Here is a 25,863-nt window from a genome sequence, read left to right on the forward strand (position 1 = left end):
CGACGGCGCCACCGGACGACAAAACGCTTCGGCGTCGCCGCCCTCCCAAACGTCGCCCTCATTTAGCGGATGCACCACTAAAGCGAACCGACGTTCGCTTTAGGGCTTGAGCCCTCTCCCGTCTCGGGAGAGGGAAGGGGCCCACGCAACGTGCGGGAAGGGTGAGAGCGCCGGCAAGGATCCGTTCCATGATCCTCGGACGACCCTCGCCCGGCCCTTTGAGCCATCCTCTTCCGGGGCGGAAGAGGGAAATGGGAAATTTCAGAAAAGATCTCAAGAACACGACATAAAGTATTGATGTAATTCAATATTACCGTGATTCTTGAATTGTCGCGCAAAATCGTCGCCTCCACTTCCCCGGAAGGGGAGGGGAGTGCGCGCAAGACTCGCCTTGCGCGAATCCGAGAGGGGAGGGGAGTGCGCAAAAACGAAAATGCCCTCCCCGGAAGGGGAGGGCAGGGGTAAGACGGAACCGGGACGCGCGTGTCAGGCGACGGCGAGCCGCTCGGCCTCGTGCCAGATGACGCCCGGCAGCGCCGTGCTCGGCGGGGTTTCGTAGCACCAGGCGCTGGTGTCGGCGAACAGCGCGTGCAGGAGTTGGTTGTTCAGGGCGTGGCCGGAGCGGACGCCGTGGAAGTGGCCGATGAACATCGCGCCGGCCAGATAGAGGTCGCCCACCGCGTCCAGGATCTTGTGGCGCACGAACTCGTCGTCGAAGCGAAGGCCGCCCTCGTTCATCACCTCGTCGCCGGAGATGACCACCGCGTTGTCCAGCGAACCGCCGCGGGCGAGGCCCATCTTGCGCAGCCCCTCGACCTCGTGCAGGAAGCCGAAGGTGCGGGCAGCGCTGATCTCGTCGCGGAAGGTCTCGGCGTCCAGTTCCATGTCGTGGCTCTGCTGGGCGATGGCCTTGCTGGCGAAGTCGATCTCGAAGCTGAAGCCCGTCGCGTGGTCGGGCGTGAAGGTGGCGCTCTTGTTGCCCTCGGTCACGGTGACCGGCTTCAGGATGCGGATGGCGCGGCGCGGCGCGTTCTGCGACACGGTGCCGACGCGCTCGATGGCCTCCACGAAGGGGGCGGCGCTGCCGTCCATGATCGGCACTTCGATGTTGTCCAGCGCGACCAGGGCGTTGTCCACGCCGCAGCCGGCCAGCGCCGACATCAGATGCTCGACGGTGCCGATGGTGGTGCCGTGGGCGTTGCCGATGACCGTGCACAGCCTGGTGTCGACCACATGGTCCCAGCGCGCCGGAATCACCGCGGCGGGGCCGCTCAGGTCGGTGCGCCGGAAGACGATGCCGGTGTTCGGCTCGGCCGGGGAAATCGTCAGGGTGACCGTCGCGCCCGTATGCAGCCCGACGCCGGAGCAACGTACCGGCTTCGCCAGGGTACGCTGCAGCATGCCTTCGGTCTTGATGCGATTCTGAGCCACGGTGTCTGTCCCGCTTCAATCTTTGTCTTCGGGCGGTCCGTCCGCGACTTGCCGCCTGTCTCCTCTGGGAGCGGGGCGGGTCAGCGCTTATGACCGCATATGCTAGGTATCATTGGCCCCTGTGGAGGACAAATCACTCTTTGTTACCGTTTGTTGCAGGGCGATAAGGGGTAGTCCGCAGGCATGGATCGGACATGAAAAGACCGCCCCCGGTGCGTTCTTGCGAAGCTCCGGAGGCGGTTGAAGTCAAACAGGTTGTGGATGCCCGCCGATGCCGCTTCGAAAGAGGCGGCGGCGACCGGCGGGTTGCTGTTGCCCTCAGATCAATTGGGCCAGCCTCTTTGACGCGTCAGTTGGCCTGACGGCGCAGGAAGGCGGGAATGTCCAGCGCCTCCTCGTCGATCTTCTGGGTGGTGCCGTCGACGCCCAGAGCCTGCGGGCGCGGGGCCTGCATCGGCTGCTGCGGGGCGGCCATCGGCTGCTGCATCACCGGCTGCTGGTGCTGCGGCTGATGATGCTGGGGCTGATGGTGGTGCTGCGGCTGCGGCTGGGGGACCGGCTGCGGGGCCGGTTCGGCCTTGCGGCCGGCCAGACCGGTGACCAGGCCGAACAGGAAGTTCGGCTTGCGGGCCGGAGGCTCCGCGTGGGCGGCGGCGGCGAGCTGGCTCGACATCGGCGGAGCGTTCATCGGCTGGCGCGGGCCGGGGTCGGCGGCCTTCGGGGCGATGAAGTGGCCGTCGCGGCGCTCGCTGTGCAGCGGACCGGTGGCGACGTTGCGGACCGGGGCGGTTTCCACCGGCTGCATGGCGTCGTGGGTCATCGGCGCATGCTGCGGCATATGCTGCGGCGCATGCTGGACCATCGGCTCGACCGGCTGCTGATGAACCGGCTGATGGACCGGAACATGCTGCTGCACCTCGACCGGCTGGGCCTGCGGCGGCTGCGGGACGCCCATCTGGTGCGTGCCCATCGGGCGCTGGGCCAGGCCGGCGCCGGGAATGGCCGGGGCGACCGGAGCGGCGGAAGCGATCGGCGCCGGGGCGGCCTGGGTCAGGCCGGCCGGACCGGCGGGCTTCTTGGCGCCATTGCCGCCGTTGCGGTCGGAGACCAGCGACAGGTTGACCGGGTGCAGGGTGCGCGGGTTGGCCATCGCCGCGGCGTCGATGCCGGTGGCGACCACGGACACGCGCATCACGCCGTCCAGCGAGCTGTCGAAGGTGGAGCCGAAGATGATGTTGGCGTCCGGATCGACCTCGTCACGGACGCGGTTCGCCGCCTCGTCCACCTCGAACAGGGTCATGTCGTAGCCGCCGGTGATGTTGATGAGGACGCCGCGCGCCCCCTTCATCGACACGTCGTCGAGCAGCGGGTTGGAGATGGCGGCCTCCGCGGCCTCGATGGCGCGGCGCTCGCCGCCGGCCTCGCCGGTGCCCATCATGGCCTTGCCCATCTCGGTCATCACCGAGCGGATGTCGGCGAAGTCGAGGTTGATCAGGCCGGGCATCACCATCAGGTCGGTCACGCCGCGCACGCCGGAATGCAGAACGTCGTCGGCCATCTTGAAGGCGTCCGCGAAGGTCGTCTTCTCGTTGGCGATGCGGAACAGGTTCTGGTTCGGGATGATGATCAGCGTGTCGACATACTGCTGCAACTCGGCGATGCCCGATTCGGCCAGCCGCATGCGGTGCGCGCCCTCGAAATGGAAGGGCTTGGTCACCACGCCGACGGTCAGCAGACCGCGTTCGCGGGCGGCGCGGGCGATGACCGGGGCGGCGCCGGTGCCGGTGCCGCCGCCCATGCCGGCGGTGATGAACACCATGTTGGCGCCTTCGAGGTGACCGATGATCTCCTCGAGCTGCTCCTCGGCGGAGGCCCGGCCGACGTCCGGCTTGGAGCCGGCGCCCAGGCCGCGGGTCATGGTGGTGCCGAGCTGGACGCGCTTCTCGCAGAGCGAGCCCTTCAGGGCCTGCGCGTCGGTGTTGCCGACCACGAAGTCCACGCCTTCGAGGTTGGACTTGATCATGTTGTTCACGGCGTTGCCGCCGGCGCCGCCGACACCGAAGACGGTGATGCGGGGCTTCAGTTCGGGTTCGATGCTGGGGATGGTCACGTTGATCATTCTATGGCCTCCACAACCTTTTCATTTGGTTCGATGTTTTGCGTCGCGGGTTTTCCCCGGTTGGGTCCGGGTGGTGTTTTTAGGCAGGAATGCCGTGGTGCGGCGGGAGCCTTTTTTAGGTTGCCGTCAAAGGTTCTCCCGCAGCCACAGGCCGACGCGCCCGAAGAACCCCGAGCCGGAGCCAGCCTCATGGCCCGCCACGGGAAGTTCCGCCGGATTGCGCACGGCGTGCAGAAGAAGGCCCGCGGCGGTCGAATAGGACGGACCGCCTTGCGCCTCGTTCAGGCCGGTGATCCGCGTCGGTCGCCCGATGCGGACCTGTTTGTCCAGGATCAGCTGCGCCAGCTCGCGCATGCCCGGCAACTGGCTGGCGCCGCCGGTCAGGACGACGCGCCGCCCGACCAGCTTCGCATAGCCGGAATGCTCCAGCCGCGAGCGGACATGCTCGAAGATTTCCTCCAACCGGGGCTGGATGATGCGCACCAGATAGGATTTCGGCAGGTTGTTGGCGCCGAGGCGCTCCTCCTCGCCGACCTGGGGGACGTCGATCATCTCGCGCTCGTCGGCGGGGCTGGTGATGGCGCTGCCGTGCAGCGTCTTCATGCGCTCCGCATGGACGACCGGCGTGGTCAGCCCGCGCGCGATGTCGTTGGTGACGTGGTTGCCGCCCAGCCGGATGCAGTCCGACCAGACCAGCGTGCCTTCCGAGAAGACGGAGATCGTCGTGGTGCCGCCGCCCAGGTCGATGCAGGCCGACCCCATCGCCATCTCGTCGTCGACCAGACAGGCGAGGCCGGAGGCGTAGGGGCTGGCCACCAGACCTTCGATGTCCAGGTGGCAGCGGGCGATGCAGGTCTGAAGGTTGCGCACGGCCCCCGCGGGCGAGGTTATGACGTGGGCCTGGACGCCCAGCCGCTCGCCGTACATGCCCTTGGGGTCGCGGATGCCGCGGCTGCCGTCCAACGAAAAGCCCACGGGAATCGCGTGGACCAGCGCCTGGTCCGGGCCGATCTGCAGGCTGCGGGCGTGGGCCAGCGCGCGGCGCACATCGCCGTCCGTCACCTCCTGGCCGGAGACGGCGACCTCGGCGTTGAAGCCGTGGGAGATCGGGCAGGACACGTTGACGATCACGTCGCGGATCGTCTCGTTGGCCATCTGCTCCGCCGCGTGGACGGCGGCGCCGATGGAGGTTTCCGCCGCCTCCATGTCGATGATGGCGCCGGCGCGCACGCCCGTGGCGATCTGGTGGCCGATCCCCAGGATGCGCACCGCACCCGCATCCTCGACGCGGGCGATGAAGCAGCACACCTTGGTGGAGCCGACATCCAGCGCGGCGACGATCCCGCCGCGTGTGGCCCGTTTTGGCTTTTTCGCCCCGTTGAAGCCCATGTTCAGCAAACCCTATGGCCTCGATGCGTCCGGTCGTTCGTGGTTCGGGAAGGGGGTCGGCGGAGGGTCGTCACGTCTTCTTGCCCGGCTTCTTCCTGTTCTCCTCCTCCGTCCAGGGCAGGACGGCGGTGGCGGAGGTCTGCAGCACGGCGCGGTCGTTCTGGCGCAGGTCGACGGCCACGATGTCGCGGTCGAGGACCTGGCCCGTCGCGTCCATCTCCGCCAACTGGCGCAGCGCGGCCTGCATGCGGGCTTCCGGCAGTTTCACCACGACACCGTTCTTCAGCTTCAGATCCCAGCGGCGGTCGCCGACCCAGGTGGCGGCGCTCACCTTTTCGCGCAGCGCCGGGACGTTGTCGAGGGCCGCGAGCAGCTTCGGCACCTGCATCGGCGCGTTGGCGCCGACGACCTGCGGCAGCGTCTCGATCCGGCGGTTGCCGCGGCGCGCCAACTCGGCCGCGTCGGCCAGGGGGCGGCCCTCGCGGTCGATGACGGTGAACTTGCGGTCGTGCTGCCAGATCGCCATCGGCTCCCGTTCCGTCAGGCGGACGAACAGGGTGTCGGGCAGGTGGCGCTCGATGGAGGCCGACGCCACCCAGGGCAGGCTTTCCAGCTTCTCCCGCGCGTCGGCCAGGGTGACGGCCAGGATCGGGTCGCCGCGCTGCACGCCGATCACGCGCAGGATGGACGCGGGGTCGGTCTCGGTCCGGCCTTCGACCAGCACGTCGGCGATGGCGAATCCGGCGGACGCGCTGGTCCGGATCAGGCTTTCCTGAAGCGCCGCGGTCGTCTCGGCGAAGGTGCCGCGCTGCCACGCCGACACGGCCATGCCGGCGACCACCAGGACCGGGGTCAGCAGGATCGCCGCCTTGACCGCCGGGCGGGTCCAGCGCGGCCAGGCGCGGCGGCGGTTGCCTTTCTGGGCCGATTTCGCCATGGCGCGCGGCGGAACGGGCATGTCGTCGCGGCCCCGGTTCGCAGAACCCCCGAAGCCGGCACGGAACTGCGGATCGATGCTCAGTCGAGTTGACATGCGGCGTTCTCCACCATCCAAGCGACAAGAGCCCCGTAGGAGAGCCCCACGGACACGGCCTGTTCAGGCACCAGCGACAGCGGGGTCATCCCGGGCTGGTTGTTGATTTCCAGAAAATACAGTCCCTCGGTACCACTTTTACTATCATCCCAGCGGAAGTCGCTGCGCGAAACGCCGCGGCACCCCAATGTTCGGTGCGCCAGTACGGCCAATCTCTTGGCTTCCTCCGCGATGTCCTCGGGAATCTGCGCGGGCACAGTATGGACGGCGTGGCCGGCGCTGTATTTAGCCGTGTAGTCATACACCTGTGCTTCGAACCGGATCTCCGTTACGGTCAGGGCACGGATATCACCGTCCAATCCGCCCATGACCCCCACGGTCAACTCGCGGCCCGGGATGAACTCCTCGACCAGGGCGCGCTCGCCGAAGGTCCAGGCGTCGCCGACCGGGCTGTTCTGTCCCTCGCGCACCAGGGTGACGCCGACGGTCGAGCCTTCGTCCACCGGCTTGACGATGTAGGGGGCGGGCATCGGGTGCGCGCCGCCGGTCAGTTCGCCCTTGGTGAGGACGAGGCCCTTGGGCGAGCGCACCCCGACCGGGGCGAGCAGCGCCTTGGTCATCGCCTTGTCCATGGCGACCGCGGCGGCCCGCACGCCGGAATGGGTGTAGGGGATGCCGAGGAATTCCAGCACGCCCTGGATGGTCCCGTCCTCGCCGCCGCGCCCGTGCAGGGCGTTGAACACCACGTCCGGGCGCGGGTCGGTCAGCGCCTTGAGCAGCCCGTCCAGGTCGCGCTGCACGTCCACCGCGGTGACGTGGTAGCCTTCCTCCTCCAGCGCCCTGGCGACGCCGGCGCCGCTGACCAGCGACACCTCGCGCTCCGCCGACCAGCCGCCCATCAGGACGGCGACGTGCTTCTTGTGGGGGGTGGTCATGCGGACGCTCCTTCGCGGGCCACGCCGACCCGCTTGATTTCCCAGTCCAGCGTGACGCCGGAGGTCTCGAACACGCGGCGCCGGACCTCTTCGCCCAGCGCCTCCAGGTCGGCGGCGGTGGCCGCGCCCTGGTTGATGAGGAAGTTGCAGTGCTTCTCCGACACCTGCGCGCCGCCCAGCGTCAGGCCGCGGCAGCCGGCCCGGTCGATCAGCTCCCACGCCTTGTGGCCCGGCGGGTTCTTGAAGGTGGAGCCGCCGGTGCGGGAGCGGACCGGCTGGGTGTCGGCGCGCTTGCCGGAAATCTCCGCCATGCGCTGCGTGATCTCCGCCGGGTCGCCGGGCGCGCCGCGCAGGGTCGCCGCCGTGAAGATGACGTCCTCCGGCACCCCGGCGTGACGGTAGGTGAAGCCCATGCCGGCGTTGTCGTAGGACACGCGCCCGCCGCGGCGGGTCACGCCTTGGGCCGAGACCAGAACGTCCTTGATCTCGTGCCCATAGGCGCCGCCGTTCATGCGCAGCGCGCCGCCGATGGTGCCGGGGATGCCGGACAGGAACTCCAGCCCGGCGATGCCGGCGTCGCGCGCCACGCCGGCGACGTTCAGGTCCAGCGCCGCGGCCCCGGCCTCCAGCGTCGTCCCGTCCGCCGCGATGCCGGCGAAGCCGCGGCCCAGCCGGATGACCACGCCGGGGATGCCGCCGTCGCGGATCAGCAGGTTGGACGCCACACCCAGCACCGTCACCGGCACGTCGTCCGGCAGCGCGGCCAGGAAGCCCGCCAGATCCTCGGCGTCCTCCGGGCGGAACATCACCTCCGCCGGACCGCCGACGCGGAACCACGTCACGTTGGCCAGCGGCGCCGCGGCGGTCAGCCGTCCGCGGCAGGCGGGCATCCGGTCGATGAGGGTGGAGGAGAGGGCTGTCATCGGAAGACCCGTCACGCCTTGCCCGGCAGCTTGTCCAGCTCGCCCGGCAGGGCGTTGGCCCACTGGGTGATGTTGCCGGCGCCCAGGCAGACCACGAGGTCGCCGGACCGCGCGATCTCGCGGACGAGCTGCGGCAGTTCGTCCGGCCCGTGCAGGGCCAGCACCTGACGGTGGCCGTGCATGCGCAGGCCCTCGACGAGGCTGTCGCGGTTGACGTTCTCGATCGGCTGCTCCCCGGCGGCATAGACGTCGGCCACGATCACCGCGTCGGCGTCGTTGAAGCAGGTGCAGAACTCCTCGAACAGGTTGGCGAGGCGCGAGTAGCGGTGCGGCTGCACGACGGCGATGGTGCGGCCCGTGCCGGCGGTGCGGGCGGCCTTCAGGACGGCGGCGATCTCCACCGGGTGGTGGCCGTAATCGTCGATGACGGTGATGCCGTTCGACACGCCGGTCTTGGTGAAGCGGCGCTTCACGCCCTGGAACTTCGCCATGCTGTCGCGCATCACCACGTCGGGCAGGCCCATCTCGTTGCCTACGGCGAAGCAGGCCAGCGAGTTCTGGACGTTGTGCGGCCCGTACATCGGCAGGCGCACGCCGGCGATGGTCCGGCTCTCGCCGGTGTGGCGGTCGTCGATCACCACGTCGTACTCGGCGCCCTCGGTGCCCAGCCGCATGTTCACGGCGCGCACGTCGGCCTGCGGGCTGAAGCCGTAGGTGATGATGCGGCGGTCCGACACGCGCGGGATCATCGCCTGCACCTCCGGGTGGTCGATGCACAGCGCCGCGAAGCCGTAGAAGGGGATGTTCTGGACGAAGCTGTCGAAGGCGGCCCGCGCGTTGTCGAAGGTGCCGTAATAGTCGAGATGCTCCGGGTCCATGTTGGTGACGACGGCGATGCAGGCCGGCAGCTTGATGAAGGTGCCGTCGCTCTCGTCCGCCTCCACGACCATCCAGTCGCCGGAGCCCAGCCGCGTGTTGGTGCCGTAGGCGTTGATGATGCCGCCGTTGATCACCGTGGGGTCGAGGTTGGCGTGCTCCAGCATGTTGCCGACCATCGAGGTGGTCGTGGTCTTGCCGTGGGTGCCGCCGATGGCGATGGCCCATTTCAGGCGCATCAGCTCGCCCAGCATCTCCGCCCGGCGGACCACCGGGACCAGGGCGGCGCGGGCGGCCACGACCTCCGGGTTGTCGCGCTTGACGGCGGAGGAGACGACCACAACCGCGGCCCCGGCGATGTTCTCCGCGCGGTGGCCGATGTCGATCCGGATGCCCAGCCCGCGCAGGCGCTTGACGTTGGCGCTCTCCGCCAGGTCGGAGCCCTGGACGGTGTAGCCGAGGTTGCGCAGCACTTCGGCGATGCCGCTCATGCCGATGCCGCCGATGCCGACGAAATGGATGGTGCCGATCGAGAGGGGGAGGGCGCGCATGTCTGGATTACTTTCCGCGGCGGAGCATCAGGCTGAGGGTGGCGTCCACGGCCATGTCGGACAGGCCGTAGGGAAGGGGCTGGGCGCCGGTGGCGACGTGCAGACGGTCGCGCAGGAAGCCGGCGCCGGCGCGCGGCAGCAGCGGGCAGGCGGGCCGGTTGCTCCAGGCGCCTTCGGTCCGCGTCATGTCCGCCGGCCAGTCGCAGAGGGGCCGGGACGAGCGGGGGCGTGCGAAGGGGCTGCGCGTGGCCTTGTTCATTCCGCGGCTTCCTTGGTTCGGGCGTGGTTCGGGTTGGTGGGGTTCGGGCTGGCGATCATGTCCAGCACGGCGTCGGCCAGCCGGCGCGCGGCGTCGGCCATGCCCCAGCCGTGGGCGGCCCGCGCGGCGGCGGACAGGGCGTCCGGCGATTCCAGAAGCTCCGTCAGGCGGGCGGCGAGCGCGGCGGCGGTGAAGTCCGTCTGCGGCATCAGCCACGCAGCCCCGGCGGCGGCGAGTTGCCGCGCGTTGGCCGTCTGGTGGTCGTCCATGGCGTGGGGGTAGGGCACCAGGATGGCCGGGCGCCCGATGCAGGTCAGCTCCGCGATGGTCGAGGCGCCGGCCCGCGTGACGGCGAGGTGGCAGGAGGCCAGCCGGTCCGGCACGTCGCGGAAGAAGCTCTCCAGCTCCAGCCCGCCCAGGCCCATCGGGGCGTAGGCGGCGCGAGCGGCCTCCAGATCCTCGGGCCGGCATTGCTGCGCCAGATGGATGCGGGCGCGCAGGTCCGCGGGCAGGCGGCCCAGCGCCTCCGGGATCACCTCGGAGAAGACGCGGGCGCCCTGGCTGCCGCCCATCACCAGGATGCGGACGGGGCCGCCGGGGGCGGGAACGGCGTAGGCCGCGTCGCGCCGGTCGGCGACGGCGGGGCGGACCGGGTTGCCGGTGCGGACCAGGCGGGAGCGGTGCTCCTCCTTCACCGCGGCGACCTCGGGGAAGGCCACGGCGATGCGGCGGGCGGCGGCGGCGAGCATCCGGTTGGCGCGGCCCAGCACGGCGTTCTGCTCGTGCAGCATCACCGGCACGCGGGCCTGCGCCGCGGCGTAGACGGTCGGCACGGAGGGGTAGCCGCCGAAGCCGACGACCGCCGCCGGCTTCAGGTGGCGCATCAGCGCGTTGGCGCCCAGCAGGCCGAGGCCCATCTGCCACGCCGCGTTGATCTTGGCCAGCAGGTTGCCGCCGGGGGCGGCGGAGCGGATGCGGTGGACCGGCACCTCCGGCAGGCTGTCGCCGAAGGCCTGGCCGCGCTTGTCGGTGACCAGGGCCACGGCCTCGCCGCGGGCCAGCAGTTCCCGCGCCAGCGCTTCCGCCGGAAAGAAGTGCCCGCCGGTGCCGCCGGCGGCGAGGACGATCGGTCGCTGTGTGGTGTCGGCCATGGTCAGGTCACTCCGCCGGGCCGAAGCGTTTGCGGGTCAGCGCCAGCACCATCCCCATGCCGAAGCCCAGCGCCAGCAGCGAGGAGCCGCCATAGGAGATGAAGGGCAGCGTCATGCCCTTGGTCGGCATCAGGTGCAGGGCGGAGCCCATGTTGATCGCCGCCTGAAGGCCGAACTGGATCAGCAGGCCGCTCGCCGCCAGCAGCACGAAATAGTTGGTGTCGTTGAACACCCGCGCGAAGCCGCGCAGCACGATGAAGGCGAACAGCAGGATGATGACGAGGCAGAAGATCAGCCCCATCTCCTCGCCCGCGACGGCGAAGATGAAGTCGGCGTGGCTGTCCGGCAGCGAGTATTTCACCGTTCCCTGGCCGGGGCCGGTGCCCATCAGCCCGCCGTTGGCGAAGGCTTCCAGCGAGCGGCTGACCTGATAGGTGTCGCCGCTGGACGGGTCGAGGAAGCGGTTGATGCGGCTGTGGACGTGCGGAAGCATGAAGTAGGCGCCGATGAGCCCGGCGACGCCGGCCACGCCGAGGCCGGCGACCAGCATGATGTTCAGCCCGGCCAGGAAGAACTGCGAGAACCACACCGCCGACACCACCACCGTCATGCCCAGGTCGGGCTGGAGCAGCAGGCCGCCGACGGTGACGCCGTAAAGCAGGATCGACAGGATCGTGCCGGGAAAGCCCGGGTTGGTGCGCGACAGCGAGAACAGCCACGCCCCGACCACCGCGAAGGCGGGCTTCACGAACTCCGACGGCTGGATGGACAGGCCCGGAACATGGATCCAGCGCCGCGCGCCCTTGATCTCCACGCCGACGACCAGGGTCGCGTAGACCAGCGCCACCGCGATCAGGAAGACCACCAGGGCCACCCGCCGCACGCCGCGCGGGCTGAGCAGCGAGACGCCGCACATGATGGCGACGCTGGGGATCAGCATCAGCAGGTGGCGCTCGACGAAATGGAAGGTGTCCTGGATGCCGATGCGCTCCGCCACCGGCGGGCTGGCCGCGGTGATCAAGACCGTGCCGAGCGCCATCAGCACCGCCAGCGCGGCAAGCTGCCAGCGGTCCACCGTCCACCACCAGCGGCCGAAGACGGATTGGTCGGTGCGGTCGAAGGTCACCATCAGGCGCGCTCTCCCGGTTCGCTGTTGCCTTCCAGGCGGTTCACGGCATCGGCGAAGGCCTCGCCGCGCTTCTCGAAATTCGCGAACTGGTCCCAGGAGGCGCAGGCCGGCGACAGCAGCACGCAGGCGCCGGGCAGAGCCTCGGCCAGCGCCAGCTCCGCCGAGGCGTTGACCGCCACGTCCAGCGTGCCGCAGCGGGTGTGCGGGACCTTGTTGGCCTCCAGCCACGCCGCGAAGCGGTCCGACGCCTCGCCGATCAGGAAGGCGTGGCGGACGCGGGGGGCGTAAGCCTCCAGCCCGTCCAGCCCGGTCTCCTTCGCCTGACCGCCGAGAATCCAATAGATCGGGTCGAAGGTCGCCAGCGCCTTTTCCGTCGCGTCGGCGTTGGTCGCCTTGCTGTCGTTGACGAAGCGCACCCCGTCGATGGTCCGCACCAGCTGCTGGCGGTGGGCCAGACCGGGGAAGGTCGTCATGGCGGCGACGATGGCCGGGGCCGGCACGCCCGCCGCCTTGCAGGCCGCATAGGCCGCGGCGGCGTTCTGCCGGTTGTGCGTGCCGAGCAGCGCCGGGAAGGTGGCGAGGTCGGCCACGCGCTCCGCGTCGCCCTGGGTGTCGTCGATCAGCCAGCCGCCCTCGGCATAGACGCCGCCGGGCACCGGACCCAGGGCGGAGACCGGCCAGATCACCTGATCGCCCTTGGCCTTCAACTCGTCGTAAATCGCGCGGCAATGCGGGTCGTCCACGCCGATCACCGCGGTGCGCGGCCTGGTCTGGCGGTGGAAGACGAGTTTCTTCGCGGCGACATAGCCGTCCATGCCGCCGTGGCGGGCCAGATGGTCCGGCGTGATGTTCAGCAGCACCGCCACGTCGAAGGTGATGGAGTAGGTCAGCTCAAGCTGGTAGCTCGACATCTCCAGCACGTAGCTGCCGCCGGCCCCCATCGAGGGGAAGGTCAGCGCCGGAGTGCCCAGGTTGCCGCCCACCGCGATGCGCCGCCCGGCGGCGTCCATCACATGGCCGATCAGGGTCGTGGTGGTGGACTTCCCGTTGGTGCCGGTGATGCCGATGTAGGCCGAATCCCGCTCCGACCGGGCGAGAAGCTCGATGTCGCAGACCAGCTCGATGTTCGCGGCGCGGGCGCGCAGGGCCACCGGGTGGGGGGCCGGGTGGGTGTGCGGGATGCCCGGCGACCAGACGATGGTGGTCAGCTCCGACAGGTCCGCCGTGGTCAGGTCCACGACCTTGTAACCCTTGTCCAGGGCTGCGGCGCGGCTGGCGGCGTTGTCGTCCCACACCCACACCTCGGCGCCGCTTTCGCTGAGCGCCTCCGCCGTGGCGAGGCCGGACTTGCCGAGCCCCATGACCGCCACCGGCAGTCCTTCCATGTAGAACAGGTTGATCATCGGGCGGGAACCCTCAGCGGAGCTTCAGCGTGGACAGGCCGACCAGGGCCAGGATGGAGGCGATGATCCAGAAGCGGATGACCACGGTGGACTCCGCCCATCCCTTCTTCTCGAAGTGATGGTGCAGGGGGGCCATGCGGAACACCCGCTTTCCGGTGAGCTTGAACGAGGCGACCTGGACGATCACCGACACCGTCTCCAGCACGAACAGGCCGCCGATGATCGCCAGCACGATCTCGTGCTTGGTGACCACGCTGACGGCTCCCAGCGCGCCGCCGAGGGCCAGCGAGCCGGTGTCGCCCATGAAGACCATGGCGGGGGGCGCGTTGTACCAGAGGAATCCGATCCCCGCACCGACCAGAGCCCCGCAGAAAACGGCAAGCTCACCAGCACCGGGCACATGGTGAATCTGGAGATAGTTGGCGAAGATCGCGTTGCCGGTGAGGTAGGCGATCAGGCCGAAGCAGCCCGCCGCGATCATCGTCGGCACGATGGCCAGCCCGTCCAGCCCGTCCGTCAGGTTCACCGCGTTGGAGGCGCCCACCATGACGAAGGCGCCCACGGGGATGAAGAACCAGGAGAGCTGGATCAGGAAATCCTTCACGAAGGGCACGGCCAGACCGCCGGACAGCGGCGGCGCCGACACATACATGATGGCGGCGGCGGCGGCGACGCCGATGATGATCTCCCAGGTCAGGCGGAAGCGCCCGGACAGACCCTTGGTGTTGCGCTTGGTCAGCTTCAGATAGTCGTCGCCGAAACCGATCAGCCCGTAGCCGATCGTCACCAGCAGCACGATCCAGGTGTAGGCGTTGGTCAGGTCCACCCACAGCAGCGTGCTGATCGACACCGCGATCAGGATCATCAGGCCGCCCATGGTGGGCGTGCCCTTCTTCTTCAGATGGCTTTCCGGCCCGTCCGAGCGGATCGGCTGGCCTTCGCCCTGCTTGCGTTTCAGCCACGCGATCAGGCGCGGGAAGAAGACGAAGCTGATGACGAGCGCCGTCAGCACCGCGCCGCCCGTCCGGAAGGTCAGGTACCGGAACAGGTTGAACGGCGTGAAGACGTCCGCCAGGGGGAAGAGCAGGTTGTAGAGCATCGTGGAGCGGTCAGCCTTTGTGTCCGCGCGCCGCGGCCTGATCCGTGTCAGCCGCGGGCGGGGAGCCGTTGTTGTTCTTTTCGGGTCGTGCGTTGTCCGTGTCCAGGGCGGACAGGGCGTCCACCACCGTCGCCATGCGGCTGCCCAGCGAGCCCTTGATCAGCAGGACGTCGCCGCCGCGCACCGCCCCGGCGACGATCGGGGCCAGTTCCGCGCTGGTCTCCGTCCAGGCGCCGCGCATTGCGGCGGGCAGACGGTCGAACAGCGCGTGCATGTGCGGGCCGCAGGCGTAGACCGCGTCCACATGCGCCTCGCGCAGCGGTTCGGCCAGCCCGGCGTGCAGGGTGTCGGCGCGGTCGCCCAGCTCCCGCATGTCGCCCAGCACGGCGAGGCGCCTGCCGCCGGCGCCGGGGTCGATCCTGCCGAGGACCGCGAAGGTCGCGGCCATGGCGGCGGGGCTGGCGTTGTAGCTCTCGTCGATCAGGGTGAAGGCGCCCTGGGCGGCGTGGACGCGCTTGCGCGTGCCGCGGCCCTTGACCGGCTCGATGGTGGACAGCGCGCGCGCCGCCGCGGCCACGTCGGCGCCCAGCGCCTTCACCGCCAGCAGGACGGCGAGGCTGTTCATCACCCAATGCTTGCCGGGCAGGGCCAGGCAATACTGGATGCGCTCGCCCCGGACGGCCGCGGTCACGGTGCTGCAGGTGGCGTGCAGGGAGAAATCCACCAGACGCGCGTCGGCGTCGGCGTGGGACCCGAAGCTCCAGATGCGGCTCAACCCCCGGGTGCGCGCGGCGGCCAGCAGCCGCCCGAAATGCGGGTTGTCGCGGTTCAGCACGGCGACCCCGTTGGGGTTCATGCCCTCGAAGATCTCGGCCTTGGCGTCGGCGATGGCCTCGACGGAGTCGAAGAACTCCAGATGCGCCGCCTCGACCGTGGTGATGACCGCCACGTCGGGCATCACCTGCCGCGACAGGGGCCCAAGCTCGCCGGCGTGGTTCATGCCCAGCTCGAACACGCCGAACTCGCTGTCCGCCGGCATGCGGGCCAGCGACAGGGGCACGCCCCAATGGTTGTTCAGGCTGCCTTCGGTGGCGAAGGTCCGCCCCTGCGCCGACAGGACGTGGCGCAGCGCCTCCTTCGTGCTGGTCTTGCCGACCGATCCGGTGACACCCACCACCCTGGCCTGGGTGCGCAGCCGCGCAACGTGGCCGAGGTCGCCCAGCGCCGCCAGCGTGTCCTGCTCCACCGCCAGCAGGGAGGCGTCGCCCGGCACGCCGGGCGGCACGGTGCTGACCAGCGCGGCGGCGGCGCCGGCCTCCAGCGCCTTCGCCACGAAGTCGTGCCCGTCGAAGTTCGGTCCCTTGACGGCGACGAACAGGTCGCCCGGCGCCACCTTGCGGCTGTCGATGCCGACGCCGGTCGCCGCCCAGGGGCGCGTCGCCTGGCCGCGGGTGGCGGCGGCGGCGTCCTCGGCGGTCCACAGGACGGTCCTTGCCTCGCTCATGCTGCTCCAACCTCCGCCACGGCGGCCCTTGCCTCGGTCGCGTCGTCGAAGGGAAGGACCTCCGTCCCGACGATCTGACCATGCTCATGTCCCTTGCCGGCGATCACCAGCACGTCGCCGGGCCGCAGGCTGCGGACGGCGGCGCGGATGGCCTCGCGCCGGTCGCCGATCTCCTCCAGGGCCGGGTGGCCCGCCAGGACCTCCTTGCGGATGGCCGCCGGCACCTCGGTGCGCGGGTTGTCGTCGGTGACGATGGCGCGGTCGGCCAGACGGCCGGCCAGCTCCCCCATCACCGGCCGCTTGCCCCGGTCACGGTCGCCGCCGCACCCGAACACCGCGATCAGGCGGTTGCGGGCGTGCTGCTTCAGCGCCAGAAGCACCGTTTCCAGCGCGTCGGGCGTGTGGGCGAAATCGACATAGACCGCCGCCCCGCAGGGGTGCGTGGCGACGTGCTGCAGGCGTCCCGCCACACCGTCCAGGCGCGTCAGGGTGGCGAGAGCCGCGTCGCGGTCCGCGCCCGAGCCGATCACCAGGCCGAGCGCGCACAGCACGTTCCACGCCTGGAAGCGGCCCGCCAGCGGCAGGTCCACGGTGAGATCGCGGCCCAGGACCGTCAGGTCCAGGCGCTGGCCATGGGCCAGCGGCTCGACCCCGTTCACCCGGATCTCGCGGCCGGCCAGACCGTAGCCGAAGACGCGGTGACCGCGCTGTGAACAAATCCCGGCAAGCTCGGCGAAGGTCCCGCTGTCGGCGTTCAGGACGGCGGTTCCCCCATCGGGCAGCACCCGCCCGAACAGCATCGCCTTCGCCTGGAGGTAAGCCTCCATGGTGCCGTGATAATCCAGATGGTCGCGGGTCAGGTTGGTGAAGCCGGCGGCCTTCAGAACCACGCCGTCCAGCCGGAACTGCTCCAGCCCGTGGCTGGACGCCTCCATGGCCAGATGCTCGATCCCCTTGTCCTTCACGGCGGCGAGGTCGCGGTGCAGCGACACCGGGTCCGGCGTGGTCATCCCGCCGTAATCGTCCAGCCCCGGCCCGATCAGCCCCAGCGTGCCCAGGCTGGCCGCCTTCAGGCCCATCAGGTCCCACATCTGGCGGGCGAACTGGACGGTGGAGGTCTTGCCGTTGGTGCCGGTCACCGCCACCACCGTGTCCGGCTGCCGCCCGTGGAAAGCCGCGGCCAGACGCGCGAACAGCCGGCGCGGCTGCGTGTCCTCGACCAGAAGCGCGGCGCTGCCGGCGGGCAGGGCGGTCCCCATGGGCGCCACCACCGCGACGGCGCCGCGGGCCAGCGCGTCGGCGATGAAGGCGCGCCCGTCCGCCTTCGCGCCGGGCAGGGCCGCAAAGACGAAACCGGGCCTGACCGCGCGGCTGTCCGCGGTCAGCCCGGTCACAGTGACGGCTGGCACCTCGACGGAGGAGGGCGCCGCGTCAGCGCGGCTTGTTGCCAGCAGGTGGGACAGAAGCAACGGTGCTGCCTTTCGGTTGCGCGGGCGGAGGCGGCGGTGCGGGCGGAGTCGTCTGACCCGCGGTGTTGATGAAGGTGGCGTTGACGATCTCGGGCGAAGCCTCGTCCACCGGCTGGACGCCCAGCAGCGGGCCGATCTGCTTCACGATCCGGCCGACCGCGGGGGCGGCGACCCAGCCGCCGGTGGCGAAGCCGTAGGTTTTCTTGGTGCCCTTCGGCTCGTCCACCAGGACATAGACGACGTAGCGCGGGTCGTGCATCGGGAAGGCGCCGAGGAACGACGACATGCGGGAGTTCCGGGCGTAGCTGCGGCCCTTCTGCTTCTCCGCCGTGCCGGTCTTGCCGCCAACGACGTAGCCCTTGGCGTTGGCCGCCTTGGCGGTGCCGTCGGTGACCACGAAGCGGAACAGCCGGCGCATCATCGCCGAGGTCTTCGGGCTGATGACCTGCTCGCCGGGAATCTCCGCCGCCGGGTCGCGCTTCAGCAGGGTCGGCGGGTGCAGCACGCCGCCGTTGATGATCGCCGCGGCGGCGTTCACCGTGTGCATCGGGCTGACCGACATGCCGTGGCCGAAGGAGATGGTCATGGTGTTGACCTCCCGCCACGGGTTCGGCACCAGCGGCCAGCCGTTCTCCGGCAGCTCCAGCGCGGTCGGGCGGGTCATGCCCAGCTTGGTCAGGAAGGACTTCTGGTGCTGCACGCCCAGCGTCAGGGCCATGCGCACCGACCCGAGGTTGGACGATTCCTGGAACACCTCCGCCACCGTCAGGTTGTGGCGGAACGGGTGGTATTCGCGGATCGTGAAGCGGCCCACCTGGATGTTGTTGATGGTGTCGAAGGTGTCGGAGACGCGGATCTTGCCCGAATCCAGCGACATCGCCGTGTTGAAGATCTTGAAGGTGGAGCCCATCTCGTACACGCCGAGCGTCGCGCGGTTGAACAGCGTGTCCGGGTCGAGCCCCGTCGGGTTGTGCGGATCGAAGTCGGGAAGCGACACCATCGACAGGACTTCGCCGTTGCGCACGTCGTAGACGATGCCGGTGGCGCCGATCGCGCTGAACTCCTCGATCGTCGCCTGCAACTCCTTCTTCAGGATGTGCTGAAGGCGCAGGTCGATCGAAAGCTGCAACGGCTTCGGGTCGGTGGTCAGGCGCTTGTTGAACTGCTGCTCCAGCCCGGCGAGGCCGTTGTTGTCCACGCCGGTGAAGCCGACCAGATGGGAGGTCAGGTTGGAGGCCGGGTAGAAGCGGCGCTCCTCCCGCTCGAAATAGACGCCGGGCAGGCCCAGCCGGAACACCGCGGCCTGCTGCTTGGGCGTCAGGTTGCGCTTGATCCAGACGAACCGCTTGTCGCCGCTGAGCTTGCCCAGCAGATCCTTGTAGTCCAGCTCCGGCAGGGCGGTGGTCAGCTTGCGCGCCACCTCGTCCGGGCGGCTGATCAGCTTCGGGTCGGCGTAGAGCGACTGCGTGGCGAGCGAGGTCGCCAGCAGGTTGCCGTTGCGGTCCACGATGTCGGCGCGGTTGACCGGCGGGGCGTCCACCTCCGCGGCCATGCGCGGGCGCGGTTCCGCCGCGTGGTTGAACAGGGTCGCGTCCACCAGCTTCACGCCGATGGCGGTGAAGACCACGGCGACCATGGCCGCGGTCACCATCAACCGGTTCCGGCTCTGTTCCAGCGCGACCGACAGCGACGTCCGCGGCTTGGAAGCCGGGGGCGGAACGCCGTAGGCGCCGTGCGCGGGATCGATGCCGGGCGGCGGAACGTTCATCGGTTGGCTCCGAGGCGGGCGACCAGGACGCCGATGCTGTCATGGGCCTGCGGCGGGGGCGGGGCGGCCTGGAAGCCGGCCTGCTGCGGCTGCGGACGGGCGGCGGGCGGCGGGGTCAGCGTCTTGGGCAGGACGCCCGCGGGCTTGGTGGCGATCTCCGTCGGCCGGGTGGTCAGCACCGGGGCCGGGGCGGCCTTGGCGGCGGCGGGCAGGGGCGGGGCCTTGGCCGACGCGGGCACGATGGCCGAGGGTTTGATCGGGGCCGGCTTCATGGGCGTGGCCGAGGCCGGAATCACGCCGCCGCGGACGCCGCCCTGAACGCCGCCCTGGACAATGGCGCCGCCGCCCACGGCGCTGTCCCCGGTGGAGGCCGTCGCCACGTTCGGCGCCTTGCCCGGAGTCTGGTTGCGGACCATCGGCGGCAGCGGGGCCGGAGCCTCCTCCGGCGCCACGGCGGGAGTCGGGCGCATCGGGACGACGTTCATCGCCACGAACTGGCGCGCCTCGGTCGGCTGGAGCGTCAGATGCTCGCGCGACAGATTCTCCAGGCGCGTCGGGTCGTTCAGGAAGCTCCACTCGGCCTTCAGAATCTGGATGGCCTCCTGCTCCACCATGATCTTGCGGTTGAGCGAGCCCAGCTTTTCCTCCAGCTCCTGAACCTCGTAGCTGGTCTCGAACAGGACGAAGCCGGCGGCGGCGATCAGGCCACCCCAGAAAAGCGCGGATTTGTATTTCATGCCGCCTCCTTGCCGGGCGCCGGATAGGCCGGCGCCGCCGTGCGTTCTGCCGCGCGCAGCCGGGCGGAGCGCGCGCGGGGGTTGCTGTGGGCTTCCTCGTCCGTCGGCACGATGGGCTTGCGCGACAGGAGTCGGAAGGACGGGGACCGCGCGTCCGCCGCGAGGCTCGGCGCGTGTCGGGACGGGGAGGGCGGGGGTGAGGAGCGTTCCTTCAGGAACGTCTTCACATCCCGGTCCTCCAGCGAATGGAAGGAGACGACGGCGAGGCGCCCGCCGGGCTTCAGCAGCGATTCGGCGGCGGCGAGGCCGCGGCGCAGCTCGCCCAGCTCGTCGTTCACATGGATTCGCAGCGCCTGGAAGGTGCGGGTCGCCGGGTCGATGGCGTCGCCCTTCCCCTTCGGCACCACCGACCGCACCACGTCGGCCAGTTGCTTCGTGCGCGTGAAGGGGGTGTCCAGACGCGCGGCGACGATGGCGCGGGCCACGCGGCGGGCCATGCGCTCCTCGCCGTAGTGGAAGATGATGTCGGCCAGTTCGGCCTGTGTGGCGGTGTTCACCACGTCGGCGGCGGTCGGCCCATCCCGTCCCATGCGCATGTCGAGCGGGCCGTCGAATCGGAAGGAGAAGCCGCGCTCCGGCTCGTCGATCTGCGGGGAGGAGACGCCGATGTCCAGCGCCACGCCGTCCACCGATTCGATTCCGCGTTCGGCAAGCAGCCGGTCCATGTCGCCGAATCGGCCTTCGACGATCTCCAGCCGGCCCGGATAGGCGAGGGCGAGCTTGCGGCCCCGCTCGATCGCTTCCGGATCGCGGTCGATTCCCCAGACCCGGCAGTCGGCCCGGTCGAGAATCGCGCGGGTGTAACCGCCGGCGCCGAAGGTGCCGTCCACATAGACGCCGCCGTCGCGCGGGGCGAGCGCGTCCACGACCTCGTTCAGCAGGACGGAGATGTGGGGCGAGGCCGGGGCGGCGGAGGGGATGGGGGCGGGGGCAGGGGGTTTCACGATCATGCGCCCTCCCCCGCCCGGCCGGCGGCGGCGCGGGACGCCTTGGCGACGATCTGGCTCAGCGAAATGTCCTTGCGCACGACCTGGTCGCGCAGCGTCTGTTCATGGGCCTTCAGGGCGCCGGGTTCCCAGATCTGGAAGGTCTTGCGGCGGCCGATGAAGGCGGCTTCCTCGTCGATTCCGGCGAATTCCGCCAGTTCCTTGGGCAGGACGATCCGGCCTTCGCCGTCCAGCGAGACGGGGATCAGCTTGCCGAAGATGAAGGTCTCGATCATGTCGCGCTCGTCCGAATCCAGATCGGGGGATTCCAGGCTTTCGGACAGGACGTCGAGATAGTCCTGATCGGCGCCTTCCAGCGCCTGATGGTTCAGCGAGGGCCAGAGATAGACGGTGCCGGGAGCCGACGTTTTGGCAAGCGACTGCCGGAACTGCGCCGGGATGGAGCAGCGGCCTTTCCTGTCAACCTTGTTGACGTATGTGGACAGGAAAATGGCCATCGGCCTGACGAACGCCCCCCTTCTCCCGTTGCCGGACCCCGCCGTCGCGAGGCCCTATCCGCTCTTGCCGCTGAACGCGCCCGGTTTGGCTACCTTGATTGGGTAGTTCCCCCTCCGAACTGGGCTTTCATGGGATAGCATGGGACAGGGTGGGCGTCAACGCCCCCGCCAGTATTCAGATGGTGCTGTCAAGACTTTTCGCCTGATGTGTTGCCGCCGTGCAAATAGGTGAGCGGAATCGGCGAGAATCGGCAATATATCAGCGCTCTAATGAGCAAAAACGCGCCATTGCCTAACAGAGTTCGCAGGATGTTCCAGGACTCCCGCGAATGCTTCCTATGATGTGGCTTTCCATAAGGTCGAATCGTACCCTACGAATGGTATAGCCTGCTGGGGTAACCTAGCGAGATGTGGCATGGGACGGCATGGGAATTTGCCCCACAGTTATCCACCGGCTGTGGATGAAGCTGGGGAAATCTGGGGACAGCGGGGGGCCATCCCATGCCGCGCCTGCGGCAAAGGGGTAGGTCAGTAATCCGGACGTGGTGGGGATAAGTGCCAGATGGCCTGTAAGCCGGGTTTTGTCCTCAGGTTACCCTGATGGATGGCCATTCATCTGGGACGCCGGTTGCCCGGCGCCTCACGCAACCAACCCGGGCGGCGGCGCGGAAACGCGCTTGGCCCCAGACCATCCCATAAGAGATGGCGGGCCGTGCCGCCCCTATTCGGTCTTGCTCCCGGTGGGGTTTACCGTGCCGCCCCTGTTGCCAGGCGCGCGGTGCGCTCTTACCGCACCCTTTCACCCTTACCGCCGGCACGAGGCCGGTGGCGGTTTGCTTTCTGTGGCACTTTCCCTAGGGTCGCCCCCGCCGGCCGTTAGCCGGCACCGTGTTTCCGTGGAGCCCGGACTTTCCTCCCCCGATCCAAAAGGTCGAAGGCGGCCATCCGGCCATCTGGCGCGGCATTGTGTATAGGGTCGCCGCCCGATTCGCAATGGCGGGTTTCGGCCTCCGGTCGGGGAATTCACCACAGAGACACGGAGGGATGGGGGCGCGCAGACATTCGGGATTCGATTCGGCGGCATGAAGCCGGACGGCCCTCTGTGTCTCCGTGCCTCTGTGGTCGCCCTCCGGCCCTCAGCGCCCGGTCATCCGCAGCAGGGCGCGCAAACGCAGGAGCGTTTCCGAATCGGCCTCGCCGGTCAGGTGTTCGGGGTGGAAATGGCGCTGGAAGGACAGCAGCGCCCGCGATTCGGCGGCGTCGTACCCATAGCGTCCCAAAAGCGCCGCCACATCCTCCGCGGAATCGCACGAGTCGTCCGCGGCGGCGGGGTCGGGCCACAGCCCGATTCCACGGGCGGCCAGTCCCGGCCAGTCGAACAGCTCGCCGGGGTCCTCCTTGCGGGCGGGGGCGATGTCGCTGTGGCCGAGCACGTCGGCGGGCGCGATCCCATGCCGGCCCATGACGTCCAGGCAGAGATCCGCCACCGCGGCCATCTGGACCGCGGGGAAGGGGCGGTAGCCGAACTCGTGCCCCGGGTTGACGATCTCGATTCCAATGGAGCGGCTGTTCACGTCGCTGCGCCCCCGCCAGGACGACAGGCCGGCGTGCCAGGCGCGCCGGTCCTCCGGCACATGGGCGTAGACGGTGCCGTCCTCGTCCACCGTGTAGTGGGCGCTGACCTGGGCCTCGGGATCGCACAGCCGCGTCAGGGCCGAGTCCGCCGTGGGCATGCCCGTGTAGTGGAGAATCAGCAGCTCCACCCGCGCCCCCTCGGGCCGGGGGCCGTGGTTGGGGGAGGGGCGGTCGATGCATCCGGTGCCCGTGCGCGTCATTCCGGCTCCCTCAGGTCGGATTCGTGACCTTCTCCGCCACCGCCGCCGGGCGGCGCTTCACGATGACCGCCACGCCGCCCACGGTCAACAGACCGCCCAGCAGCAGGCGCAGGGTGAAGGGATCGCCCATCAGCAGAACGCCCGCCGCCACGCCGAAGACCGGAACGGTCAGCAGAAAGGGCATGGTCTGGTTCACCGAGTATTTCCGCAGCAGCGGGTACCACATCCCATAGGCGCCCATGGTCACGCCCACCGCCATGTAGGCGATGGCCCCCCAGCCCCACAGGGTGGCGTTGGACAGCGCGGCCATCTGCCCCTCCTCGAACAGGAGGGAGAGCAGCAGAAGCTGGGGGGCGGCGAACAGGGCCATCCAGCCGTTCAGCGCGAATCCGTCCACGCCGACGATCATCTTCATCTGGATGCTGGCGATGGCGAAAGCGAAGCTGGCGCCCAGGATCATGAACAGCGGCACCAGCGACCCGGACAGCCGCGGTTCCCCCGCGATGACCACGACGCCCGCGAAGGCGGCGGCCATGCCGATGGCGCGGCTCCAGCCCAGCGTGTCCTTGAAGATCAGCGCGGCCAGCAGGGAGGAGAAGGGCACCTGCGCCTGCGCGGCCAGCGAGGCGGTGGCCGCGTCGATGCCGTTCAGCCCCATGAACATCAGCGGGAAATGCACGGAGCCCAAGGTCACCGACAGCAGGGCGATCGGCGGCACCGCGCGCCAGGGGATGCGCTTGAAGGGCAGGATCAGCGCCGCCACCGCGATGAAGCGCAGCGCCATGATGAAGAGGGGCGGGAACTCCGCCAGGCCCCATTTCGCGACGACGAAGTTCAGGCCCCAGATCGCCATGACCAGGAGCGCCAGCAGCGAGTCGCGCAGACTCATCCGCGCCCGCCTTCCAACTCCTCGCGCAGGGCTTCCAACTCCAGCCAGCGCTCCTCGGCGGCGGCCAGCTCGCTTTGTTTCGCCTGCAACTGATCGGACGTCTTCTGGAACTTCGCAGCGTCGCGGGCGAACAGGTTGGGGTCGGCCAGCGCCGATTCGAGCTTCGTGACCTCGGCGGTCAGCTTGTCCATGCGGGCCGGCAGGTCGTCCAACTCCCGCTGGTCCTTGTAGCTCAGCTTGCCCTTCGGCTTGGGCGCCGCGGCGGCGGGCTTCGCCTTGACCGGGGCGGCCTTCTCCTTCTCCTTGGGCGGCGGGCGCTGCACCAGATAATCGGAATAGCCGCCGGGATATTCGGCGATCACCCCGTCCCCCTCCACCGCGATGGTGCTGGTCACCAGCCGGTCGAGGAAGTCGCGGTCGTGGCTGACCAGCAGCAGCGTGCCCTGATAATCGCCCAGCACGTCCTCCAGCAGGTCCAGCGTGTCCATGTCGAGGTCGTTGGTCGGCTCGTCGAGGATCATCATGTTGCTGGGCCGCGCGAACAGCCGGGCCAGCAGCAGCCGGTTGCGCTCGCCGCCGGACAGGGCCTTCACCGGGCTGTCGAGCTGGCGCGTGTCGAACAGGAAGTCGCGCATGTAGCCGGCGACGTGGCGCGGCTGGCCGTTGACCATCACGCTGTCGCCGCCGAAGGGGCACAGCACCTTGCGGATCGTGTCCTCCGGGTCCAGCCCTTCGCGCCGCTGGTCGAAATAGGCGGTCTCCAGGTTGGTGCCCAGCCGGATCGTCCCGCTGTCGGGTTCCATCTGGCCGGTCAGGATCTTCAGCAGGGTGGACTTGCCGGCCCCGTTCGGCCCGATCAGCCCCACCCGGTCGCCGCGCAGGATGCGGGTGGAGAAGTCCTTGACGATGGTCTTGCGGCCATCCGCCGAATCGAATCCCTTGGCGATGCGCTCGGCCTCGATGACCAGACGCCCGCCGCGCTCGGCCTCGGCGACGGCGAGCTTGGCCTGCTGGCCGCCCTTGATGCGCTCGGCGCGGTCGGTGCGGAGCTGGAGCAGGGCGCGCACGCGGCCCATGTTGCGGGTGCGCCGGGCCGAGATGCCCTCGCGCAGCCACTTCATCTCGCCTTCGATCTTGCGGTCCAGCTTCTGGGCGGCGATCTCCTCCGACTCGAACACCTCGGCCTGCCAGGTCTCGAACTCGGCGAAGCCGCGGTCGGTGGCGCGCACCGTCCCGCGGTCCAGCCACAGCGTGCGCTTCGCCAGCCGGTTCAGGAAGCTGCGGTCGTGCGAGATCAGCAGCAGCCCGCCGCGGTAGGCCAGCAGTTCCTCCTCCAGCCACTCGATGGTGGGGAGGTCGAGGTGGTTGGTCGGCTCGTCCAGCAGCATCACGTCGGGGGCGCCGACCAGCGTGCGGGCCAGCGCCGCGCGCCGCGCCTCGCCACCCGACAGGGTGTTGGGGTCGAGGTGGCCGGGCACCTGGAGCCGGTCCAGCACGGCGTCCACGCGGTGCGCCTCGTCCCGCTCGTCGGCGGGCAGGCCGGCGGCGACATAGTCGTGCACGGTGGCGCAGCCGGTGAAGTCCGGCTCCTGCGGCAGATAGGCGATGCGGGCGCCGGGCTGGGTGAAGACGGTGCCGCCGTCCGGCTGGATCATGCCGGCCAGCACCTTCATCAGCGTCGATTTGCCGGACCCGTTCCGCCCGACCAGACAGGCCTTGTCGCCCCGCCCGATGGACAGGTCGATGGTTTCGAACAGCGGGCGTCCGCCGAAGGTGACGGACACGCCCTGGAGCGCGGTGATCGGAGCGGGAGGAGCCATGACCCAACGGTGCGGTGTGCGGAGGTGTGCTTATATAGC

At 69.6% G+C, this 25,863-nt stretch carries 21 protein-coding genes and 1 other RNA gene; all 22 read right to left on the minus strand.

The window, feature by feature from the left end; all coding sequences use genetic code 11:
- Positions 1-486 precede the first annotated feature (486 nt).
- Complete coding sequence (lpxC, locus tag QSG27_RS02305) at positions 487-1,401, minus strand: UDP-3-O-acyl-N-acetylglucosamine deacetylase (protein ID WP_306703536.1); 915 nt, start codon at positions 1,399-1,401, stop codon at positions 487-489.
- 379 nt (positions 1,402-1,780) lie between these two features.
- Positions 1,781-3,550, minus strand: a complete 1,770-nt coding sequence (ftsZ, locus tag QSG27_RS02310; protein WP_306703537.1) for a cell division protein FtsZ — start codon at positions 3,548-3,550, stop codon at positions 1,781-1,783.
- 126 nt (positions 3,551-3,676) lie between these two features.
- Entirely contained in the window at positions 3,677-4,939 is a 1,263-nt protein-coding gene (ftsA, locus tag QSG27_RS02315; protein ID WP_306703538.1) for a cell division protein FtsA, read from the minus strand.
- 70 nt (positions 4,940-5,009) lie between these two features.
- Positions 5,010-5,897, minus strand: a complete 888-nt coding sequence (locus QSG27_RS02320; protein ID WP_306703539.1) for a cell division protein FtsQ/DivIB — start codon at positions 5,895-5,897, stop codon at positions 5,010-5,012.
- A gap of 59 nt (positions 5,898-5,956) precedes the next feature.
- Positions 5,957-6,907, minus strand: a complete 951-nt coding sequence (locus QSG27_RS02325) for a D-alanine--D-alanine ligase (protein WP_306703540.1) — start codon at positions 6,905-6,907, stop codon at positions 5,957-5,959.
- A complete protein-coding gene (gene murB, locus QSG27_RS02330) occupies positions 6,904-7,830 on the minus strand; it encodes a UDP-N-acetylmuramate dehydrogenase (protein ID WP_306703541.1) in 927 nt (308 codons plus the stop codon). Before murB ends, QSG27_RS02325 begins: the two co-directional genes overlap by 4 nt.
- Positions 7,831-7,841: 11 nt before the next feature.
- Complete coding sequence (gene murC, locus QSG27_RS02335; RefSeq protein WP_306703542.1) at positions 7,842-9,257, minus strand: UDP-N-acetylmuramate--L-alanine ligase; 1,416 nt, start codon at positions 9,255-9,257, stop codon at positions 7,842-7,844.
- Positions 9,258-9,264: 7 nt separating this feature from the next.
- A complete protein-coding gene (locus QSG27_RS02340; protein ID WP_306703543.1) occupies positions 9,265-9,516 on the minus strand; it encodes a hypothetical protein in 252 nt (83 codons plus the stop codon).
- The gene (murG, locus tag QSG27_RS02345; protein WP_306703544.1) at positions 9,513-10,667 is read right to left on the minus strand and encodes an undecaprenyldiphospho-muramoylpentapeptide beta-N-acetylglucosaminyltransferase; all 1,155 of its coding nucleotides are present in this window, start codon (positions 10,665-10,667) and stop codon (positions 9,513-9,515) included. Before murG ends, QSG27_RS02340 begins: the two co-directional genes overlap by 4 nt.
- A 7-nt stretch (positions 10,668-10,674) precedes the next feature.
- The gene (ftsW, locus tag QSG27_RS02350) at positions 10,675-11,796 is read right to left on the minus strand and encodes a putative lipid II flippase FtsW (protein ID WP_306703545.1); all 1,122 of its coding nucleotides are present in this window, start codon (positions 11,794-11,796) and stop codon (positions 10,675-10,677) included.
- Positions 11,796-13,199, minus strand: a complete 1,404-nt coding sequence (murD, locus tag QSG27_RS02355; RefSeq protein ID WP_306703546.1) for a UDP-N-acetylmuramoyl-L-alanine--D-glutamate ligase — start codon at positions 13,197-13,199, stop codon at positions 11,796-11,798. Before murD ends, ftsW begins: the two co-directional genes overlap by 1 nt.
- Positions 13,200-13,212: 13 nt before the next feature.
- Positions 13,213-14,298, minus strand: coding sequence for a phospho-N-acetylmuramoyl-pentapeptide-transferase (gene mraY / locus QSG27_RS02360; protein WP_306703547.1), 1,086 nt, complete (start codon positions 14,296-14,298; stop codon positions 13,213-13,215).
- Positions 14,299-14,308: 10 nt separating this feature from the next.
- The gene (locus QSG27_RS02365) at positions 14,309-15,802 is read right to left on the minus strand and encodes a UDP-N-acetylmuramoylalanyl-D-glutamyl-2,6-diaminopimelate--D-alanyl-D-alanine ligase (protein ID WP_306703548.1); all 1,494 of its coding nucleotides are present in this window, start codon (positions 15,800-15,802) and stop codon (positions 14,309-14,311) included.
- Positions 15,799-17,253 (minus strand): UDP-N-acetylmuramoyl-L-alanyl-D-glutamate--2,6-diaminopimelate ligase, encoded by a 1,455-nt coding sequence (locus QSG27_RS02370; protein WP_306703610.1) that lies wholly within the window; start codon positions 17,251-17,253, stop codon positions 15,799-15,801. Before QSG27_RS02370 ends, QSG27_RS02365 begins: the two co-directional genes overlap by 4 nt.
- Positions 17,234-19,039: a peptidoglycan D,D-transpeptidase FtsI family protein gene (locus tag QSG27_RS02375; RefSeq protein ID WP_306703549.1), complete on the minus strand. Its 1,806-nt coding sequence runs from the start codon at positions 19,037-19,039 to the stop codon at positions 17,234-17,236. Before QSG27_RS02375 ends, QSG27_RS02370 begins: the two co-directional genes overlap by 20 nt.
- Entirely contained in the window at positions 19,036-19,776 is a 741-nt protein-coding gene (ftsL, locus tag QSG27_RS02380) for a cell division protein FtsL (protein WP_306703550.1), read from the minus strand. Before ftsL ends, QSG27_RS02375 begins: the two co-directional genes overlap by 4 nt.
- Entirely contained in the window at positions 19,773-20,786 is a 1,014-nt protein-coding gene (gene rsmH / locus QSG27_RS02385) for a 16S rRNA (cytosine(1402)-N(4))-methyltransferase RsmH (protein ID WP_306703551.1), read from the minus strand. Before rsmH ends, ftsL begins: the two co-directional genes overlap by 4 nt.
- Positions 20,783-21,280 (minus strand): division/cell wall cluster transcriptional repressor MraZ, encoded by a 498-nt coding sequence (locus QSG27_RS02390; protein WP_306703552.1) that lies wholly within the window; start codon positions 21,278-21,280, stop codon positions 20,783-20,785. The genes rsmH and QSG27_RS02390 overlap by 4 nt, the downstream gene beginning before the upstream one ends.
- Positions 21,281-21,834: 554 nt before the next feature.
- Positions 21,835-22,237: RNase P RNA component class A (gene rnpB, locus QSG27_RS02395), an RNA gene on the minus strand.
- A gap of 179 nt (positions 22,238-22,416) precedes the next feature.
- Positions 22,417-23,115 carry an N-acetylmuramoyl-L-alanine amidase gene (locus QSG27_RS02400; RefSeq protein WP_306703553.1) on the minus strand — a complete coding sequence of 233 codons (699 nt, stop codon included), beginning with the start codon at positions 23,113-23,115 and terminating at the stop codon, positions 22,417-22,419.
- A 10-nt stretch (positions 23,116-23,125) separates the two neighbouring features.
- Positions 23,126-24,004, minus strand: coding sequence for a DMT family transporter (locus tag QSG27_RS02405; RefSeq protein WP_306703554.1), 879 nt, complete (start codon positions 24,002-24,004; stop codon positions 23,126-23,128).
- A complete protein-coding gene (locus QSG27_RS02410) occupies positions 24,001-25,824 on the minus strand; it encodes an ATP-binding cassette domain-containing protein (protein WP_306703555.1) in 1,824 nt (607 codons plus the stop codon). The genes QSG27_RS02405 and QSG27_RS02410 overlap by 4 nt, the downstream gene beginning before the upstream one ends.
- Positions 25,825-25,863 lie beyond the last annotated feature (39 nt).

This window comes from Azospirillum isscasi, from assembly GCF_030849505.1.
Classification (GTDB): Bacteria; Pseudomonadota; Alphaproteobacteria; order Azospirillales; family Azospirillaceae; genus Azospirillum; species Azospirillum isscasi.